This window comes from Geomicrobium sediminis, assembly GCF_016908595.1.
In the GTDB taxonomy this organism is placed as follows: Bacteria; Bacillota; Bacilli; order Bacillales; family Marinococcaceae; genus Geomicrobium_A; species Geomicrobium_A sediminis.
Map to the genome: position 1 here is coordinate 195621 of NZ_JAFBEC010000003.1, position 15110 is coordinate 210730.

General features: G+C 41.7%; 12 protein-coding genes. 11 read left to right on the plus strand and 1 reads right to left on the minus strand.

What is annotated here, in order from left to right; translation table 11 throughout:
- Nucleotides 1-209 precede the first annotated feature (209 nt).
- From JOD17_RS06460 to JOD17_RS06490, 7 genes are all read left to right on the plus strand, one after another.
- A complete protein-coding gene (locus tag JOD17_RS06460; protein ID WP_204696361.1) occupies nucleotides 210-1340 on the plus strand; it encodes a glycerate kinase in 1131 nt (376 codons plus the stop codon).
- A 150-nt stretch (nucleotides 1341-1490) separates the two neighbouring features.
- Nucleotides 1491-2183 (plus strand): FadR/GntR family transcriptional regulator, encoded by a 693-nt coding sequence (locus JOD17_RS06465; RefSeq protein WP_204696363.1) that lies wholly within the window; start codon nucleotides 1491-1493, stop codon nucleotides 2181-2183.
- A gap of 105 nt (nucleotides 2184-2288) precedes the next feature.
- Nucleotides 2289-3200: a 5-dehydro-4-deoxyglucarate dehydratase gene (gene kdgD, locus JOD17_RS06470; protein WP_204696365.1), complete on the plus strand. Its 912-nt coding sequence runs from the start codon at nucleotides 2289-2291 to the stop codon at nucleotides 3198-3200.
- Nucleotides 3201-3213: 13 nt separating this feature from the next.
- Nucleotides 3214-4647 carry an alpha-ketoglutaric semialdehyde dehydrogenase GucD gene (gene gucD, locus JOD17_RS06475; protein ID WP_239575291.1) on the plus strand — a complete coding sequence of 478 codons (1434 nt, stop codon included), beginning with the start codon at nucleotides 3214-3216 and terminating at the stop codon, nucleotides 4645-4647.
- Nucleotides 4648-4695: 48 nt separating this feature from the next.
- A complete protein-coding gene (locus JOD17_RS06480) occupies nucleotides 4696-5190 on the plus strand; it encodes a tripartite tricarboxylate transporter TctB family protein (RefSeq protein WP_204696369.1) in 495 nt (164 codons plus the stop codon).
- A gap of 10 nt (nucleotides 5191-5200) precedes the next feature.
- On the plus strand, nucleotides 5201-6703 hold the full coding sequence (locus JOD17_RS06485; RefSeq protein ID WP_204696371.1) for a tripartite tricarboxylate transporter permease: 1503 nt from the start codon (nucleotides 5201-5203) through the stop codon (nucleotides 6701-6703).
- The gene (locus JOD17_RS06490) at nucleotides 6703-7725 is read left to right on the plus strand and encodes a tripartite tricarboxylate transporter substrate binding protein (RefSeq protein WP_204696373.1); all 1023 of its coding nucleotides are present in this window, start codon (nucleotides 6703-6705) and stop codon (nucleotides 7723-7725) included. Before JOD17_RS06485 ends, JOD17_RS06490 begins: the two co-directional genes overlap by 1 nt.
- Before the next feature lie 50 nt (nucleotides 7726-7775).
- Here the strand turns inward: JOD17_RS06490 and JOD17_RS06495 are convergent, their stop codons facing one another.
- Entirely contained in the window at nucleotides 7776-8783 is a 1008-nt protein-coding gene (locus JOD17_RS06495; RefSeq protein ID WP_204696374.1) for a mannonate dehydratase, read from the minus strand.
- 262 nt (nucleotides 8784-9045) lie between these two features.
- On the opposite strand from JOD17_RS06495, the gene JOD17_RS06500 reads away from it, so the two are divergent.
- From JOD17_RS06500 to JOD17_RS06515, 4 genes are all read left to right on the plus strand, one after another.
- Nucleotides 9046-10032, plus strand: a complete 987-nt coding sequence (locus JOD17_RS06500; protein WP_204696375.1) for a hypothetical protein — start codon at nucleotides 9046-9048, stop codon at nucleotides 10030-10032.
- A gap of 149 nt (nucleotides 10033-10181) precedes the next feature.
- Entirely contained in the window at nucleotides 10182-11567 is a 1386-nt protein-coding gene (gene rlmD, locus JOD17_RS06505) for a 23S rRNA (uracil(1939)-C(5))-methyltransferase RlmD (protein ID WP_239575292.1), read from the plus strand.
- Between the two features lie 158 nt (nucleotides 11568-11725).
- Nucleotides 11726-12127, plus strand: coding sequence for a (deoxy)nucleoside triphosphate pyrophosphohydrolase (locus JOD17_RS06510; RefSeq protein ID WP_204696376.1), 402 nt, complete (start codon nucleotides 11726-11728; stop codon nucleotides 12125-12127).
- Between the two features lie 7 nt (nucleotides 12128-12134).
- Nucleotides 12135-15014, plus strand: coding sequence for a DUF3427 domain-containing protein (locus tag JOD17_RS06515; protein WP_204696377.1), 2880 nt, complete (start codon nucleotides 12135-12137; stop codon nucleotides 15012-15014).
- Nucleotides 15015-15110 lie beyond the last annotated feature (96 nt).

The following is a 15110-nucleotide window of genomic DNA, read 5'->3' on the forward strand; positions in this document are numbered from 1 at the left end:
CGACCACGCCTGCAGCAAATACTGCAGAAAAAATAGCAAACCAATGCATCGTGCACTTCATCCTTCCTTATACTGTTAGATTCCTATAAGCAACAGCCTATGTACTGCGCTGCAACGTAGAAGAAGGGTAACACTCTTACTAAAATCATACGAGTTTTCCACAATCACGTCAAGAGAATAAACTGGACAAGTCTCTAAAGGAGGAACAAATGGTACACCTCGTTATTGCACCGGATTCGTTCAAGGAAAGTATGACCGCTGAAACGGTAGCCCATGCGCTCGCTCGCGGTTTTCGCAACATTCATCCTAATCTAACGACAGACCTTATTCCGATGGGGGACGGCGGTGAAGGCACGATGGAAGCACTCACCGCAAGTCTTGAAGGAACGACAATCAACGTTGAGGTTGAAGGCCCTAACAAACAGACAGTCACTGCGACATACGCCCTTTCAAAAGACGGCGAAACAGCAATCATGGACATGGCATCTGCGAGTGGCATCCATTACAACACGAAAGAGAACCGAAATGTATTGGAAGCGTCTACATACGGGACTGGTGAACTTATTCGCCACGCCCTTGATCAAGACATTAAGAAACTGATTATCGGAATTGGTGGCAGTGCGACGAATGACGGTGGCGCGGGCATGATTGAAGCGCTCGGCGCAACGCTACTCGATCAGAACGATGCACCGATTAACCGCGGCGGTGCAGCTTTACAGCAGCTTGTTCACATTGACACGGAAGGGTTGGACTCACGGTTACAAAACGTAGACGTCGTTGTCGCCTGTGATGTGAAGAACCCACTCCTCGGACCCGAAGGTGCAAGTGCGATTTACGGCCCACAAAAAGGGGCAACAGACGAAGACGTAGAGCAACTCGATGCGGCATTAGCCAACTATCACAATTGTACTGTCTTAGCGACCGGGAACGACGTCAAAAACATCCAAGGCGCAGGAGCGGCTGGCGGACTTGGGGCGGGGCTACTCGCCTACTTAGATGCGAAGCTCGTCCCTGGCATCGAACTCGTCTTAGAAGAAACGAACTTCAAAGAGCGCGTCAAAGACGCCGATCTCGTCCTCACTGGCGAAGGTAAAATCGACGGTCAATCCATCTATGGGAAGACTCCCGTCGGAGTCGCCCTTGCCGCTAAAGAAGTGGACAAGCCTGTCATCGCTGTCTGTGGTGCACTTGGCGAAGGGTATAAAGCGGTTTACGAACACGGCATCGACGCGGTGTTTAGCATCGTCCCAGGCGCAATCGACCTTGAAGACGCACTAGCAAACGGCGAACAGTATTTAGAAGAAGCCGCTGAGAATATTGCGCGTGTGTGGAAGAAGTAGAACTGTAAAAGTCTTCCTTATTGAAGGTGGCTGATGATTCCATGTTCTAAGGCATTCTGCCATCTTCGATAAGTTATATTTGTAAAATCAGCTATTTGTTTTACAAATAGTTCCTATGCTACACTCAAGGTATAAGCAGGGGTGAAGTAGATGAGAGATTTTGAGGCGAACTTGATTGATAAGAAAGTAAAGCGAACGACATTAGCGCAACATGTTGAAGAAAGCATCGTCGATTTGTTAATGACAAACAAATTAAAGCCAGGAGATAAATTACCTCCTGAGATGGAATTAATCGATATGCTTGGCGTAAGTCGACCGGTTTTACGAGAAGCAATTACATCTTTAGAATCACTCGGTATTGTAAAACGGAAAACGAGAGATGGCACGTATTTCACTGAGCGTATTAGCAGTAAGCCCTTTAAAACAATGCTTTCATTGATGAATGATAACATCGAAGGCATTATTGAAGCGCGAATGACGTTAGAATTAGGGCTTGTTACGTTAGCTGCTGAGAAGATTACCGATGAACAATTGGAAGCTTTACACGAGACGATCGTCGCAATCGAAACAAAAGAAGACAATGATTACGGTCGATATGATTTAGAGTTTCATCACATTATTGCGTCAAGCGTCGATAACCCCATCATGCAAGGAATGATGGATTCTTTATTGTTAGCGCATGAAAAAGTGAATAAGCAGATTCAATATCGTGAGAAAGAGAAGACGGCTGCTCATCATCGTGCAATTTACAATGGACTTAAAGAGAGAAATCCACAAGTAACATTTGAAGCGATGTATCGACATCTAACGTTTGTACGCGATAAGGTGTTAAATCAACAGTAGTGTGTATCTATGGATACATGCTATTTTTTTATGAAATTTTATTATTAAATTGACTTACAAGTTTATTTGTCTTACAATTGAACAAAATATCAAAGAGGTGATGAAATGTCTGAAATCAGCAAGGGAATTCTAGGGTTTCCAGTGGCGCCATTAACGAAAGATAATGAGTTAGATGAACAAGCACTATTTAAAAATATTGAATATTTAATCGATGAGAAATTAGACGCTATTTTTATTGCTTGTGGTTCTGGGGAATTTCATGCGTTATCAACCGATGAATATCGTCGCATGGTAGAAGTAGCGATGAGTGCTACGAAAGGTGCTGTGCCTGTGTATACCGGTGTAGGAGGGAATATTGCACATGCGAAATCATGCGCTCGTATTTCTGAAGAGCTAGGTGCAAGCGGTTACTTAGTTTTACCTCCTTATTTAATTGAAGGCAATCAAGAAGGAGTAAAACATTATGTTCAAGAGTTACTCGAGTGGACGAACTTAAATGCTATTGTTTATCAACGGGCGAATGCGGTTTTACAAAAAGACGCACTAGAAGCATTACTTGATTATCCGCACCTTGTAGGATTGAAAGACGGCATTGGGAATATGGACTTAAATATTGAACTTACGCAAACATTTGGTGATCGACTTGGCTGGTTAAACGGCATGCCGATGGCAGAAGTAACGATGCCTGCGTATTTGCCACTTGGTTTTGATACGTATTCGTCCGCCATTTCAAACTATATCCCTCACATCTCTAGAATGTTTTATAACGCCTTGCTTGAAGGAGATGATGCAAAAGTTCGGGAGCTTTACCGTGATGTTATTTTACCGATCAACGCCATTCGGAAGAAAAAACCAGGGTATGCGGTATCTCTAATCAAAGCGGGAATGGAAATTATCGGTTTACCAGTACAAGGAAAAGTCAGACCACCAATTAGCCCAGTTGAACCGGAACATTATCGTGAGTTAGAAGCCATTATTACTCACGTTTACGACAAGTATCCAAAAATCAATGCATAAAGGAAGTGAAGCAATGATTACAGTAACACCTTACATTAATGCTAAGTGGGAGACCAAGCAACAACCGGAACATACGGTCATAAATCCTGGAAACGTAACGGATACAGTCGGTCAAGTAACGATCGCAACAGAAGTAGAGGTGAACGGAGCCGTACGTGCTGCGAAAAACGCCCAAGCCCATTGGGCATCACTTGCAGGGGCAGCGCGGGGAGAATATTTGTATAAAGCAGCGAGCGAGTTGAGTTCACGAGCAGAAGAGATTGCACAAATTGCCAGTCGTGAGATGGGCAAGACCATTGCAGAGACGAAAGGCGAAGTACAGCGTGGCGTTGCGATCTTACGTTACTATGCGAATGAAGGCATGAGGGCAGTGGGCGACGTGATTCCGGCAACGGATTCAAACGCACTCATGTTTACTACGCGAGCACCACTTGGTGTTGTAGGTGTGATCACGCCGTGGAATTTTCCTGTGGCAATTCCACTTTGGAAATTAGCGCCAGCACTTATTTATGGAAATACAGTTGTCATTAAGCCTGCGCTTGAAACGAGTATTACGTGCGCGAAGATTATGGAGTGTTTTTCACAAGCTGACTTACCTGAAGGTGTTCTTAACATGGTGAGTGGAGGTAGGGAAGTTGGAAGTCTACTTACTGAACATCAAGACGTATCTGGAATTACGTTCACCGGATCGAATACTGCAGGGAAAGAGATTGGTGCAACAGCACTTGCACGTGGAGCGAAGTATCAATTAGAGATGGGTGGGAAAAACCCAGTCATTGTGTGTGACGATGCAGATCTCGAGCTTGCTGTTTCAGCAACCATCTCTGGTGCGTTCAAAACGACAGGTCAAAAGTGTACGGCAACGAGCCGTGTGATTGTACATGAAAACGTGTATGAACAATTCAAGAAGGAACTTGTTGCACAAACAGAAGAGATCATTGTCGGAGATAGCCTCGATGAATCGACGTGGATGGGACCGTTTGCTTCTGAACAACAACTTAGAAAAAGTCTCGCTTATATTGAAAGTGGCGTGGCTGAAGGTGGAAGTCTTCTAACAGGAGGATCTCAATTATACGAAGAGCGCGGATTTTACATGCAACCGACGATTTTTGAAAATCTTGCGCATTCAAGTAGTTTGGCTCAAGAAGAAATCTTCGGTCCTGTTATTACCTTATTCAAGGTGGACGATTTGTCAGAAGCCATTGAGCTAGCTAATGATAGTGATTACGGATTAAGTGCGTCAATTTTTACTAGCAATATCGGTGGAATGATGTCATTTATCGATGACATGAATGCAGGTCTTGTTAGAATCAATGCAGAGAGTGCGGGGGTTGAACTACAAGCGCCATTTGGAGGCATGAAGAATTCAAGTTCTCATTCAAGAGAGCAAGGAGAAGCAGCCAAAGAGTTCTTTACGAACATTAAGACAGTATTCGTTAAAGCATAGAGTGGGGGACTTGTCCCCCTCTTCTAATCTTGTAGAGGAAGTGATTCAATGCTTTCAGAACGAAGAAGCAATGTAGTTACAGGGTTAAGTTTTTTGGTGTTGGCCGTAGGTGTGTTTTTCTTATCAATAAATATGAATACGCTTTCAATACTATCGATAGGCGTAAGCTCAAGTTTCTTTCCGGTTGTTGCTTCAATAATTATGTTTCTAATAAGTATTGTTTTGTTATACCTTTCTAGAAAACAAACCGGTAATGAAGAAGTTGCTTCAACTAAAGAACATGATGAAGGCAACGTGAAGTCGAAGCAAGTCAATGTTGGGATCACGTTTGTCCTGATCTTGCTGTATTTACTTTTCCTTCCGATCATAGGGTTTATTCTCGCGACAACGTTATATTTGGTCGTTCAAAGTTATTTATTGGCAACGAAAGAAAAGCGTAATCTTCTTATGTTTAGCAGTTTGTCACTGACTGCCTCGGTTGTCATTTACCACGTATTTCGTAGTGGATTTGACTTAATGTTGCCAGTTGGAATACTGGGATAGGAGGAAACCGATGGTTGATTTGTTTTTGAACGGGTTTGTAAGTGTACTTAACCTAGAAACATTACTAATCATTTTAATTGGTGTTGCATTAGGGCTCGTCTTCGGGGCCATACCAGGTTTAACGGCAGTGATGGCGATTGCCATATGTTTACCGATTACGTTTGGCATGGAGCCATTAAATGGAATGGCGTTATTACTTGGCCTCTACATCGGCGGAGTGTCTGGGGGATTTATACCGGCCATGTTGCTTAATATACCAGGAACCCCATCCAGTATTGCAACCACGTTTGATGGGTATCCAATGGCGCAAAATGGTGAAGCGGGGAAAGCGTTCACGTTAACGATCATCTTTTCATTCCTTGCAGGGTTGTTAAGTTTTGCTATTTTAATCTTTGTCTCGCCCCTATTGGCATCGATTGCTATTGAATTCTCACCTTTTGAGTACTTTGCGGTCACAATCTTTGCGCTAACGATGATCACAAGTTTGTCAGGTAATTCCATGTTAAAAGGTGTACTGGCAGGTTGTTTAGGGATCGTACTAGCAATGATTGGAATGGCCCCAATAGATTCTTATCCACGGTTTACATTTGGATTTAGTGATCTAGATGCTGGTTTGGATGTCCTGCCTGTTTTAATTGGTTTATTTGCAATTTCAGAGATATTGAAGGCTGCAGAAAACAAAGACGATCAGAATAAAAAACGAATTGAAATCGCTTATAAGCTAAGAGATATTGGTATTTCATTTCGAGAAGTGTTTCAACAAAAATGGAATTGGCTGCGATCAACGCTCATCGGTGTTGGTGTTGGGATATTACCAGGTTTAGGGGGATCAACAGCAAACATCATCGCGTACGCCACTGCGAAGAACCAATCTAAAACACCAGAAAAATTCGGGAAAGGTACACCTTATGGAGTAGTAGCGACGGAATCGTCGAACAACGCTTCGATCGGAGGGGCATTAGTTCCATTACTTTCGATTGGTATACCTGGTGATGGTGTTACGGCCTTACTCATTGGGGGATTAATGCTTCATGGTTTAAACCCAGGTCCATTGTTATTTGAGCAACATGGAGATGTCATGTATGGCATTTTCGCAGCGTTATTAATTGCAAATGCATTTATGGCGTTGCTGTTAATTATCGGTATGCGTTTTTTCATACGAATCTTAAATGTACCACAACATTTGTTGCTACCGATCATTATCGTATTGTGTGTCGTTGGTGCCTTTGGTGTTAACAACCGCCTCTTTGATGCAGTCATTCTTGTAGCATGTGGACTCTTAGGCTATGTGCTTATTAAACTGAAAATTCCAATCATGCCTGTCGTCTTGGCGTTTATTCTCGCTCCAATCTTAGAACTCAATCTTAGACGAGGGTTAATGCATTCAAACGGAGATTGGACGCCATTTATAACGTCACCAATCGCATTTGTGTTTCTTACTGTGGCATTAATTTCGGTGATTGTTGCTGTTCGTAATAATATGAAGCGAAGAAGGATCGTAGGTGATCAATAATGAAAACTTCAGTAAAGTGGACATGTATCACGTTACTAGTTGCATCGGTTCTGACGATTGTGTTCACGACAAACATAGCGACACCAACTTTTGGGGAAAGTCAGGCGACCGTATCCGAAGCGTCCGTTGAATCGTATCCAAATCAAACGATCGAAGTCGTTGTGCCAGCAGGTGCTGGGGGAGATACGGATTTAGGTGCTAGATTACTAAGTCAATACGTCGGAGAAGAGTTAGGTGTGAGCATGGTCGTCTCCAATATTGCAGGGGCAGGAGGAAGTGTTGGTTCACGAGAAATCTTAGATGCAAGACCAGATGGACATCAAGTGTTGTTTTTTCACAACAATCTATTGATTAATAAACTATTTGGTGTCTCTGATTTTGATCATCGTGATTATAAGATTGCCGCTATCTCTACGTTTGATATGGGCGACACGTTTATCATTAATGCAGATGCACCATATCAAGATGCCACTGAACTCGCGGACTATGCAGTAGAGAATCCTGATGAGCTATATTTTGGCACAGAAGTGGGTGGGTACACCCATTTGCAAATGATGGCATTTGAACGTGAGACAGGTGCTTCATTTCGGTTAATTGATGTTGGGGGTGCGTCAGATAAGATTGTTGCTCTCTTAGGAGATCAAGTCGATGTCATTCCGATTGCTTACGGCGTAACGACAGATTATATTGCGAATGGTGATTTCAGCTCAGTAGGCGTATTGGCTGAGGAAAGCAGAGAGTTATACGACAACACACCATCCATGGTTGAGCAAGGGATCGACATAGAATTCGAGAAGTTCTTCTTCTTTGCTTTTCCAAAAGAAACACCAGATGAAATTGTAGAAACGTTCTCTCAAGCAGTAAAAGAAGTTGTCGAAAACAACGAAGAATACCAAAGTCGGGCAGAGTCTTACTACACAATTCCAGAATATTTAGATGGGGAAGAAGCATTTGAGCATATGGAAGGTGTAAGAGAATACTATACCGAATTGATCCAAACATTAGAAGAAGATGAGTCATAAATCCAGTCATAAGAAAATTCCCCGCCTCAGCTCTGAGACGGGGAATTTTCTTATGAGCCATGAACTTCTGTCATGGCGTTAAGAAGTGCACGAATGTAGCCGATGGAATAAGCAAAGCCGACGCTTTGATAACTCCAGCCAATGTTTGAGTATTGCCAATTTCCATCAAGGTCTGGAACGTCTCCTTGCATAACGGGCACATGATCTGGATTTAAGCAGCCTGTGAATCCAGTTTTCTTTAATTCATAGAGAACTTTATACATGTTCATATCGCCATCGTCTAATAAAGCTTCTTCAAAAGCCCCGGCAGTCGGAAGTGCACCCCGAACGTTTCTGAAATGGATCAGGAACAAACGCTTCTTCCTTCCATATTGATTGAGCTCATCAAGCACTAAAGAACTGCCACCTTCTTCGGCGCGTGTACCTGTACAATAAATGTAGCCCACTTTTTTACTTGGAAACTCGTCGATAATTCTTCGATAGCCAAGCCCTCCAAAAGGCGTGCCTTGTAACGGGGAATCTGAAGGATGCATCCCAAGCTGTACATTGGCTTCTTCACACGCAGGTACTAGCTGTGAGTATGCATGCGTAAAGCGCTTCCAATAGTGCTCATGGTCGTCTAACGAATGTACATGATAAGGCTCTTCACTGAATACGAGACTTTCACCTCGAGCTAAGGCGCCTCCTCGTTGCCTAGCTTTATAGCTCTTTGTTAGATGATTAAACGTATCTCCAGCAAAACGCTGACGAACAATATTGACCCCTGCTTCCCCGAAGACTTTCACCGCTTTGACAGAATGCTCCAACCCAGTCTCATCTTGACCGTTTATATAGGCCTCGGATAAATCCGGCAATGTAACCCGATTAATGTCTAGACCAAACGATTGAATGCGTCGTCTCTCTTTAAGTAGTGCATCAAGGTCTGGGAATCCTTCTTCTTTAACTCCTGGGAATGAAGCGCCAGTCCCAAAATCAATATAATCCACACCTAACTGTACCATTTGTTTTAAGTCATTATCAGATAAGTGAAATGCCGTTGTCGTTACCGAAATATCCATGCATTCAACTCCTTATGTTTGTTAGTTTTATTGTAAGACAAATTAAATATTCGGTCAATTGAAAATCGTGATTCATCCTTTTAAATAAAAAGATTTAGTACATACAGGGTGTGCAGAGTTTTGTTGTTATGAAAAAAAAACCTTGCTTTATAATACTTAATCCCTTACTTTTAATAATTGTGTTGGGAAATTTATACTATAATTTTCCATACTTGTTACATAGAGGATTGAAAATTGAATAAGGGTAAGGGGTAGTTTTAACATGGAACAAAACAAGAAAGTGAAGAAGCCGTTTTATAAACGGTGGTGGTTTTTTGCGATTGTCGCATTTTTAGTCATTGGCATGTTCTCATCGATCGATGAAGAGGAAATGGCGGAAGATGATGGATCGGCAGAAGAGGCGAGTGCAGCAGAAGAACCTGATAATAGTGAAGAACAAGAACGTTCAGCGAATGAGGACGTAGCGATGCAATCGATGACGATTGAATATGATGAGTTACAAGATAGTTTTTCTGATCTCGTTAGTGTACATGGGACGATGACAATCGATGATGTTCCGTCTGCGCAGCTTGATCCTTATATCCTTCTTTATGATAGTGAAGAACGTTTGGTCGACGTAACGTTTGGGGTTAACTCTGAGGATACAGCGGATGGATTCTTTGCAGTGTTCTCGGATGTTCCAGATGGTGAGTATACAGTAAAAGCGTATTTATCTTGTTTATCAAGTTTTGAAGCAATGTCGAATGAATTCGGCAATACATGTTCTGGATTAACGAATATTGATACAGAGAATGAAGTGGTTGAATTCGGTTACTTGCCGAACTCTTATGCGCTTTATGAGGATTATCACTTAACGGTTGCGAACGGATCAGAAGTTGATGCCATCAGCGAAGTGGAACATTTACTTTATGAAGTAACCTATCATTTAGAAGATCTGCAAATGCTTGTAGAGGACTTTGAGCAACGACCAACGGATGAGCTTGCGAATCATATCGCAGGAGATATGACGCTTGTCGCCTACATGATGCAAGCGATTGAAGGGATTACGTTGAGTTCAGATGAGCTAAGCGGTGCTGAAGCGATCAAGGAAGTGAATGTCAATGCTGAAGAATGGTTTACAACAATCGGTGAGGAGCTTGATCGTGAGTCTGTCACATCGTCCTCAGTCCAGAATTTACGTGAACTGCAAACACAGCTGCACGATTATGCAGTTGTGAATGGAATCGAGATTCATGTACATAGGTTTTAAGCGCACAAGAAATCGGGCTCTAGTATGAGTCCGGTTTTTCATTTATGTCCACGTCCATCGTTCGTTCCGGCGATTGACATAGAATTTTCCCTTCGCATTGTGTACAATAAGACTCTAAGACTATATGAAGACAGTGGAGTGAACCTGATTTGGCAAAAAAAATTAAAGCACCTGTAACGAAAAATGAATACCATCATGTCACCTTTGAAGATCTTACCCATGAAGGGGCAGGTGTCGCCAAGGTCGATGGATACCCACTCTTCGTACCGAACGGATTGCCTGGTGAAGAGGCAAAGATTAAAGTCATTAAAGCAGGCAAAGGCTTTGGCATCGGTCGGCTCATTGAACGACATACGACGAGTGATGACCGTGTTGAACCGCCATGCCCGATCTATGATCGATGTGGGGGCTGCCAGTTGCAGCACTTGTCTCTTGACGCGCAAAGCAATTTTAAACGCCAACAAATCGTCAATGCACTACACAAGTATATGGGTAACAGTGACATTCCGGTCCATTCGACGCTCACGATGGACGAGCCGTGGAGCTACCGCAATAAAGCGCAAGTGCCTGTCGGTGTGAACCGAGACGGTGAGCTAATCGCAGGCTTCTACGCCAAGCGCTCTCACCAAATTGTTGATATGGATCATTGCCTTATTACGGGTGAGCAGAATGATCAAGCTGTCCAAGTCGTAAAAGGATTGCTCAAGAAATTTAACATCCCACCTTATGATGAGAAAACCGGTGAAGGCAATGTCCGCCACATCGTTGCCCGTAGCTCTCACCATACTGGTGAAGTAATGGTCGTTTTTGTCATTAACAAAAAGCACTTGCCACATATCAATGAGATCATTGAAGAGATGCAAGCACAAATTCCGAAGCTACGCTCCGTCGTAAAGAACGTCAATCGCGAAGATACGAACGTCATTTTCGGTGAAGAAACCGAAGTGCTATGGGGCGAGCGGACAATTGAAGATAAGATTGGTGACGTACGTTTTCTCATCTCGCCACGATCGTTCTTCCAAGTGAACCCAATGCAAACCGAAGTGCTTTACAACAAAGTGATGGAGTATGCACAGCTGACAGGAAAAGAAACGGTGATCGACGCATACTGCGGAATCGGCTCCATCTCGTTGTTCCTTGCACAACAAGCGAAACACGTCTATGGCGTCGAAGTCGTCGGAGACGCAATCCGCGACGCGAAGAATAACGCAGAACTGAACAACATGAAAAACGTCGACTTCGTCGTCGGTAAAGCCGAAGAAGTCGTCCCATGGTGGCAAGCAGCCCACGGCATCCAAGCCGACGTCTTCGTCGTCGACCCACCAAGAAAAGGCTGCGACCCCGCCCTACTAGAGACGATGATCCAAATGAAGCCCGAGCGCATTGTCTATGTATCATGCAACCCAGCGACACTCGCTCGTGACTTGAAAGTCCTCGCTGAAGACGGAGGGTATGTAGTGAAAGAGATCACACCTGTGGATATGTTCCCGCAGACGACACATGTGGAGAGCGTTGCTTGGTTGGAAAAGGTTTAGTCGATAAAAGTGAGCTGCTATGAAGTCATGGCAGTTCACTTTTTTGTACAATAATCTTTATCTAAGGCCTTATATGATAATCGTTATGTATTGAGTTTATAATATAGATTCATTACTATAAAACTAAAACTACAATATAAACTAGGTGGTATTACAAAATGAAGAAAAACATCCATGTCGTAGGAGCGGTAATAGAAGAAGACAACAAGATATTGTGTGCACAACGTGGTAACTCAAAAACGCTTGCAATGAAATGGGAATTCCCTGGAGGCAAAATTGAAAAAGGGGAAACGCCTAAAGAAGCTTTGTATCGTGAAATCCAAGAAGAAATGAAATGTGAAGTGGAAATTGGAGCTGAGATTGATACGACAGTTTACGAATACGACTTTGGCATCGTACATTTAACAACATTTTATTGTTCATTAAAAAAGGGATCACCAGTATTAACTGAGCATATCGATATAAAGTGGTTAGATCGTAGTGAATTAAGTGATTTAGATTGGGCGCCTGCGGACATACCAGCAATAGAAAAAATTACTCTGCATGGTAAAGAGGACTGATTGATACGTGGGGGATTTTACGAATAACTTAGAGGCTTCGTTACATAAGGGCTTTATAGATAAAGAATATGAAAAAGCAGCGAATTATGATCCTCAGTTTCTAGTGAACAGAGGTCAGCGGCGTGTTCTCACTAGTATTCTTGAAGAGCTTGAAAAAAGTCAATCGTTTATGTTCTCTGTTGCTTTTATCACAGAGAGCGGTTTAGCGATGTTGAAATCTCATCTGCTGGATCTGAAAGCAAAGGGCATTAAAGGTAGGATTCTTACATCTAACTATCTATATTTTAACAAGCCCGAAACATTTAAGGAACTTATGAAACTAACGAATGTGGAAGTTAGGATTACTAACGTCGAAGGGTTTCATGCGAAAGGCTATATCTTTCAGCATAACTCTCATTATACGCTGATTGTTGGTAGCTCTAATTTAACTGCAAAAGCATTAAAAGTTAACCATGAGTGGAATATTAAGCTCCACTCTCTTAAAAACGGGGATATTGTTGATCAGTTTGTTAATGAGTTCGTGAATATTTGGGAGCAATCAACGCCCTTAAACGAGGCATGGATTCAAAGCTATAAAAGGGAATACGATTTAAGAAAGCAAACAGACCCAATTTTGCATTTAGCGGAAGCAAAAAATACGTATAGTCAATTAGATATTCAATTTGTGATTACACCAAATAAAATGCAAGAGCGAGCTTTGGCTGAAATCCAATCGGTTCGTGAGGCAGATAATAGCAGATCGTTAGTTGTATCAGCAACAGGTACGGGGAAAACCTATTTATCTGCATTTGATGTAAGAGCATTTAAGCCAAAGCGGATGCTTTTCGTCGTTCATCGTGAGCAAATTTTGAAGAAAGCGATGAGTGATTATAAAAAGGTACTTGGTGGCAAAGATGAAGACTTTGAAATCATAGGTGGTTCTGTAAAACAATCTAACGCAAAGTATGTGTTTGCTATGATTCAGACTCTTTCAAAAGATGAGAATTTACGAGGTTTCGAGCCGGGTGAGTTTGATTATATTTTAATTGATGAAGTACATAAAGCTGGTGCCCAGTCTTATTTAAACGTAATCAATTATTTTACTCCTAAATTTATGTTAGGCATGACAGCAACTCCTGATCGAACCGATCATTACAACCTGTACGAACTCTTTGACTATAATATTGCCTATGAAATTCGACTACAGGAAGCTTTAGAAGAAGATATGCTTTGCCCATTTCACTATTTCGGTGTGACTGATATAGAGGTTGATGGTCATGTACTTGAAGATGCAACATTAGCAGCTAAGCTAGTCACTAAAGAACGAGTAAAACATATTATAGAGAAAATATTTTACTACGGATACTCAGGTCAGAAATTGCGAGGGTTAATTTTCTGTAGTCAAAAAGAAGAGGCTAAAGAATTGGCATCAGCTCTTACAACGATGGGATATCTTAGTGTCGCATTAACAGGAGAGACGAGCGCTCTTGAAAGAGAAAAACAAGTGAAAAGATTAGAAGATGGTGACATCAACTACCTAATCACAGTAGATATTTTCAACGAAGGTATCGATATCCCAAGCATTAATCAAGTTGTCATGTTAAGACAGACGAAGTCTAGTATCATTTTTATTCAACAACTAGGTAGAGGTTTAAGAAAACATGAATCAAAAGAGTATGTGACGGTTATTGATTTTATAGGTAATTACCAAAATAATTATTTAATCCCGATTGCCTTATCTGGGGATCGCTCACAGAATAAAGATAATGTCCGTAGGAGTGTAAAAGATACGAGCTATATAAGTGGAGTCTCTACAATTAACTTTGAATATATAGCCAAGCAAAGAATTTACAATGCAATTGATGCGACGAACCTTACAAAACAAACGATATTAAAGAATGCGTTTGAGGAGCTAAAAAACAGATTAGGTAGGGCACCTTGGTTAAAGGACTTTGTTGACCATCGTTCAGTAGACCCGTATGTGATTGCGAATAAAAATGATAACTACTACCACTTTCTATTGAAGATGAAAGAAGACATTCCGGTGTTGTCAGCATATGAACAAGCTGTTTTAACAATGCTTTCAGCAGAAGTGTTAAATGGAAAGCGAAAACATGAAATTTATTTATTAGATCTGTTGCTAGATCGTTTCGCTGTTACGAAACAAGGATATGAAACGTTGTTAACCGAGCTTGGAATTTATGTTGATGAAGAGACCTTACGCTCAGTGGAGAGGATATTCGATTTATCGTTTTTTGTTGATCGAGATACATTGAAATATGGCAACAAGCCAATTGTTGAGATGAATGATGATAGTTATTCATTTAATGAAAGTATAGCGACTAGCTTACGAAACAACTCGTTTTTCAAAGAGATGTTGCTAGATATCGTGTACAGTGCAAAAGCGAAAAGTGGCCGTTACGATAAAGAGCGACCACTTACAATTAATCAAAAGTATTCTAGAAGAGATGCGTGTAAATTGTTGAACTGGGATAATGATGAATCATCAACGGTGTATGGATACAAAACAAAGCATGGAACTTGCCCGATTTTTGTTGATTATCATAAGGCAGAAGATGACGAGGACAGTATAAATTATCAAGAAGAATTTATAAGTAGAGATATTTTTCAGTGGAGTACGAAGCGCAACAGGAAAAAGACCTCACCGGAAGTGAGTACGATATTAAACGCTGATCAAATTGGCATTGATCTTCATATCTTTGTGAAAAAAGATAAAGCGGAAGGCACTGATTTCTATTACCTTGGTAAGGGGACCTGCCAAGAAGAAACTGCAATCCAGACGACAATAGGCGAAGGTGCGGATCAAAAGCCAATTGTCCACGTAAACATCCAGCTAGAAGAACCTGTTGAACACCATCTGTATCGTTATTTGATCGATGTTGGATAAACAGACTGTGTATAGATTCCAGAAGAGCCTCATACATATGTGGCTCTTTTTTATATTGATCGAGCGGATAATTATCATAATAGTTTATTATTTGAC

Bases quoted from the DNA above. Each gene is read 5' to 3' on its own strand.
- JOD17_RS06485 (WP_204696371.1), top strand. From the start codon at position 5,201: ATGGTTGATTTGTTTTTGAACGGGTTTGTAAGTGTACTTAACCTAGAA.
- JOD17_RS06495 (WP_204696374.1), bottom strand. From the start codon at position 8,783: ATGGATATTTCGGTAACGACAACGGCATTTCACTTATCTGATAATGAC.
- gucD (WP_239575291.1), top strand. From the start codon at position 3,214: ATGATTACAGTAACACCTTACATTAATGCTAAGTGGGAGACCAAGCAA.
- JOD17_RS06510 (WP_204696376.1), top strand. From the start codon at position 11,726: ATGAAGAAAAACATCCATGTCGTAGGAGCGGTAATAGAAGAAGACAAC.
- kdgD (WP_204696365.1), top strand. From the start codon at position 2,289: ATGTCTGAAATCAGCAAGGGAATTCTAGGGTTTCCAGTGGCGCCATTA.
- JOD17_RS06480 (WP_204696369.1), top strand. From the start codon at position 4,696: ATGCTTTCAGAACGAAGAAGCAATGTAGTTACAGGGTTAAGTTTTTTG.
- JOD17_RS06460 (WP_204696361.1), top strand. From the start codon at position 210: ATGGTACACCTCGTTATTGCACCGGATTCGTTCAAGGAAAGTATGACC.
- JOD17_RS06500 (WP_204696375.1), top strand. From the start codon at position 9,046: ATGGAACAAAACAAGAAAGTGAAGAAGCCGTTTTATAAACGGTGGTGG.
- JOD17_RS06490 (WP_204696373.1), top strand. From the start codon at position 6,703: ATGAAAACTTCAGTAAAGTGGACATGTATCACGTTACTAGTTGCATCG.
- JOD17_RS06465 (WP_204696363.1), top strand. From the start codon at position 1,491: ATGAGAGATTTTGAGGCGAACTTGATTGATAAGAAAGTAAAGCGAACG.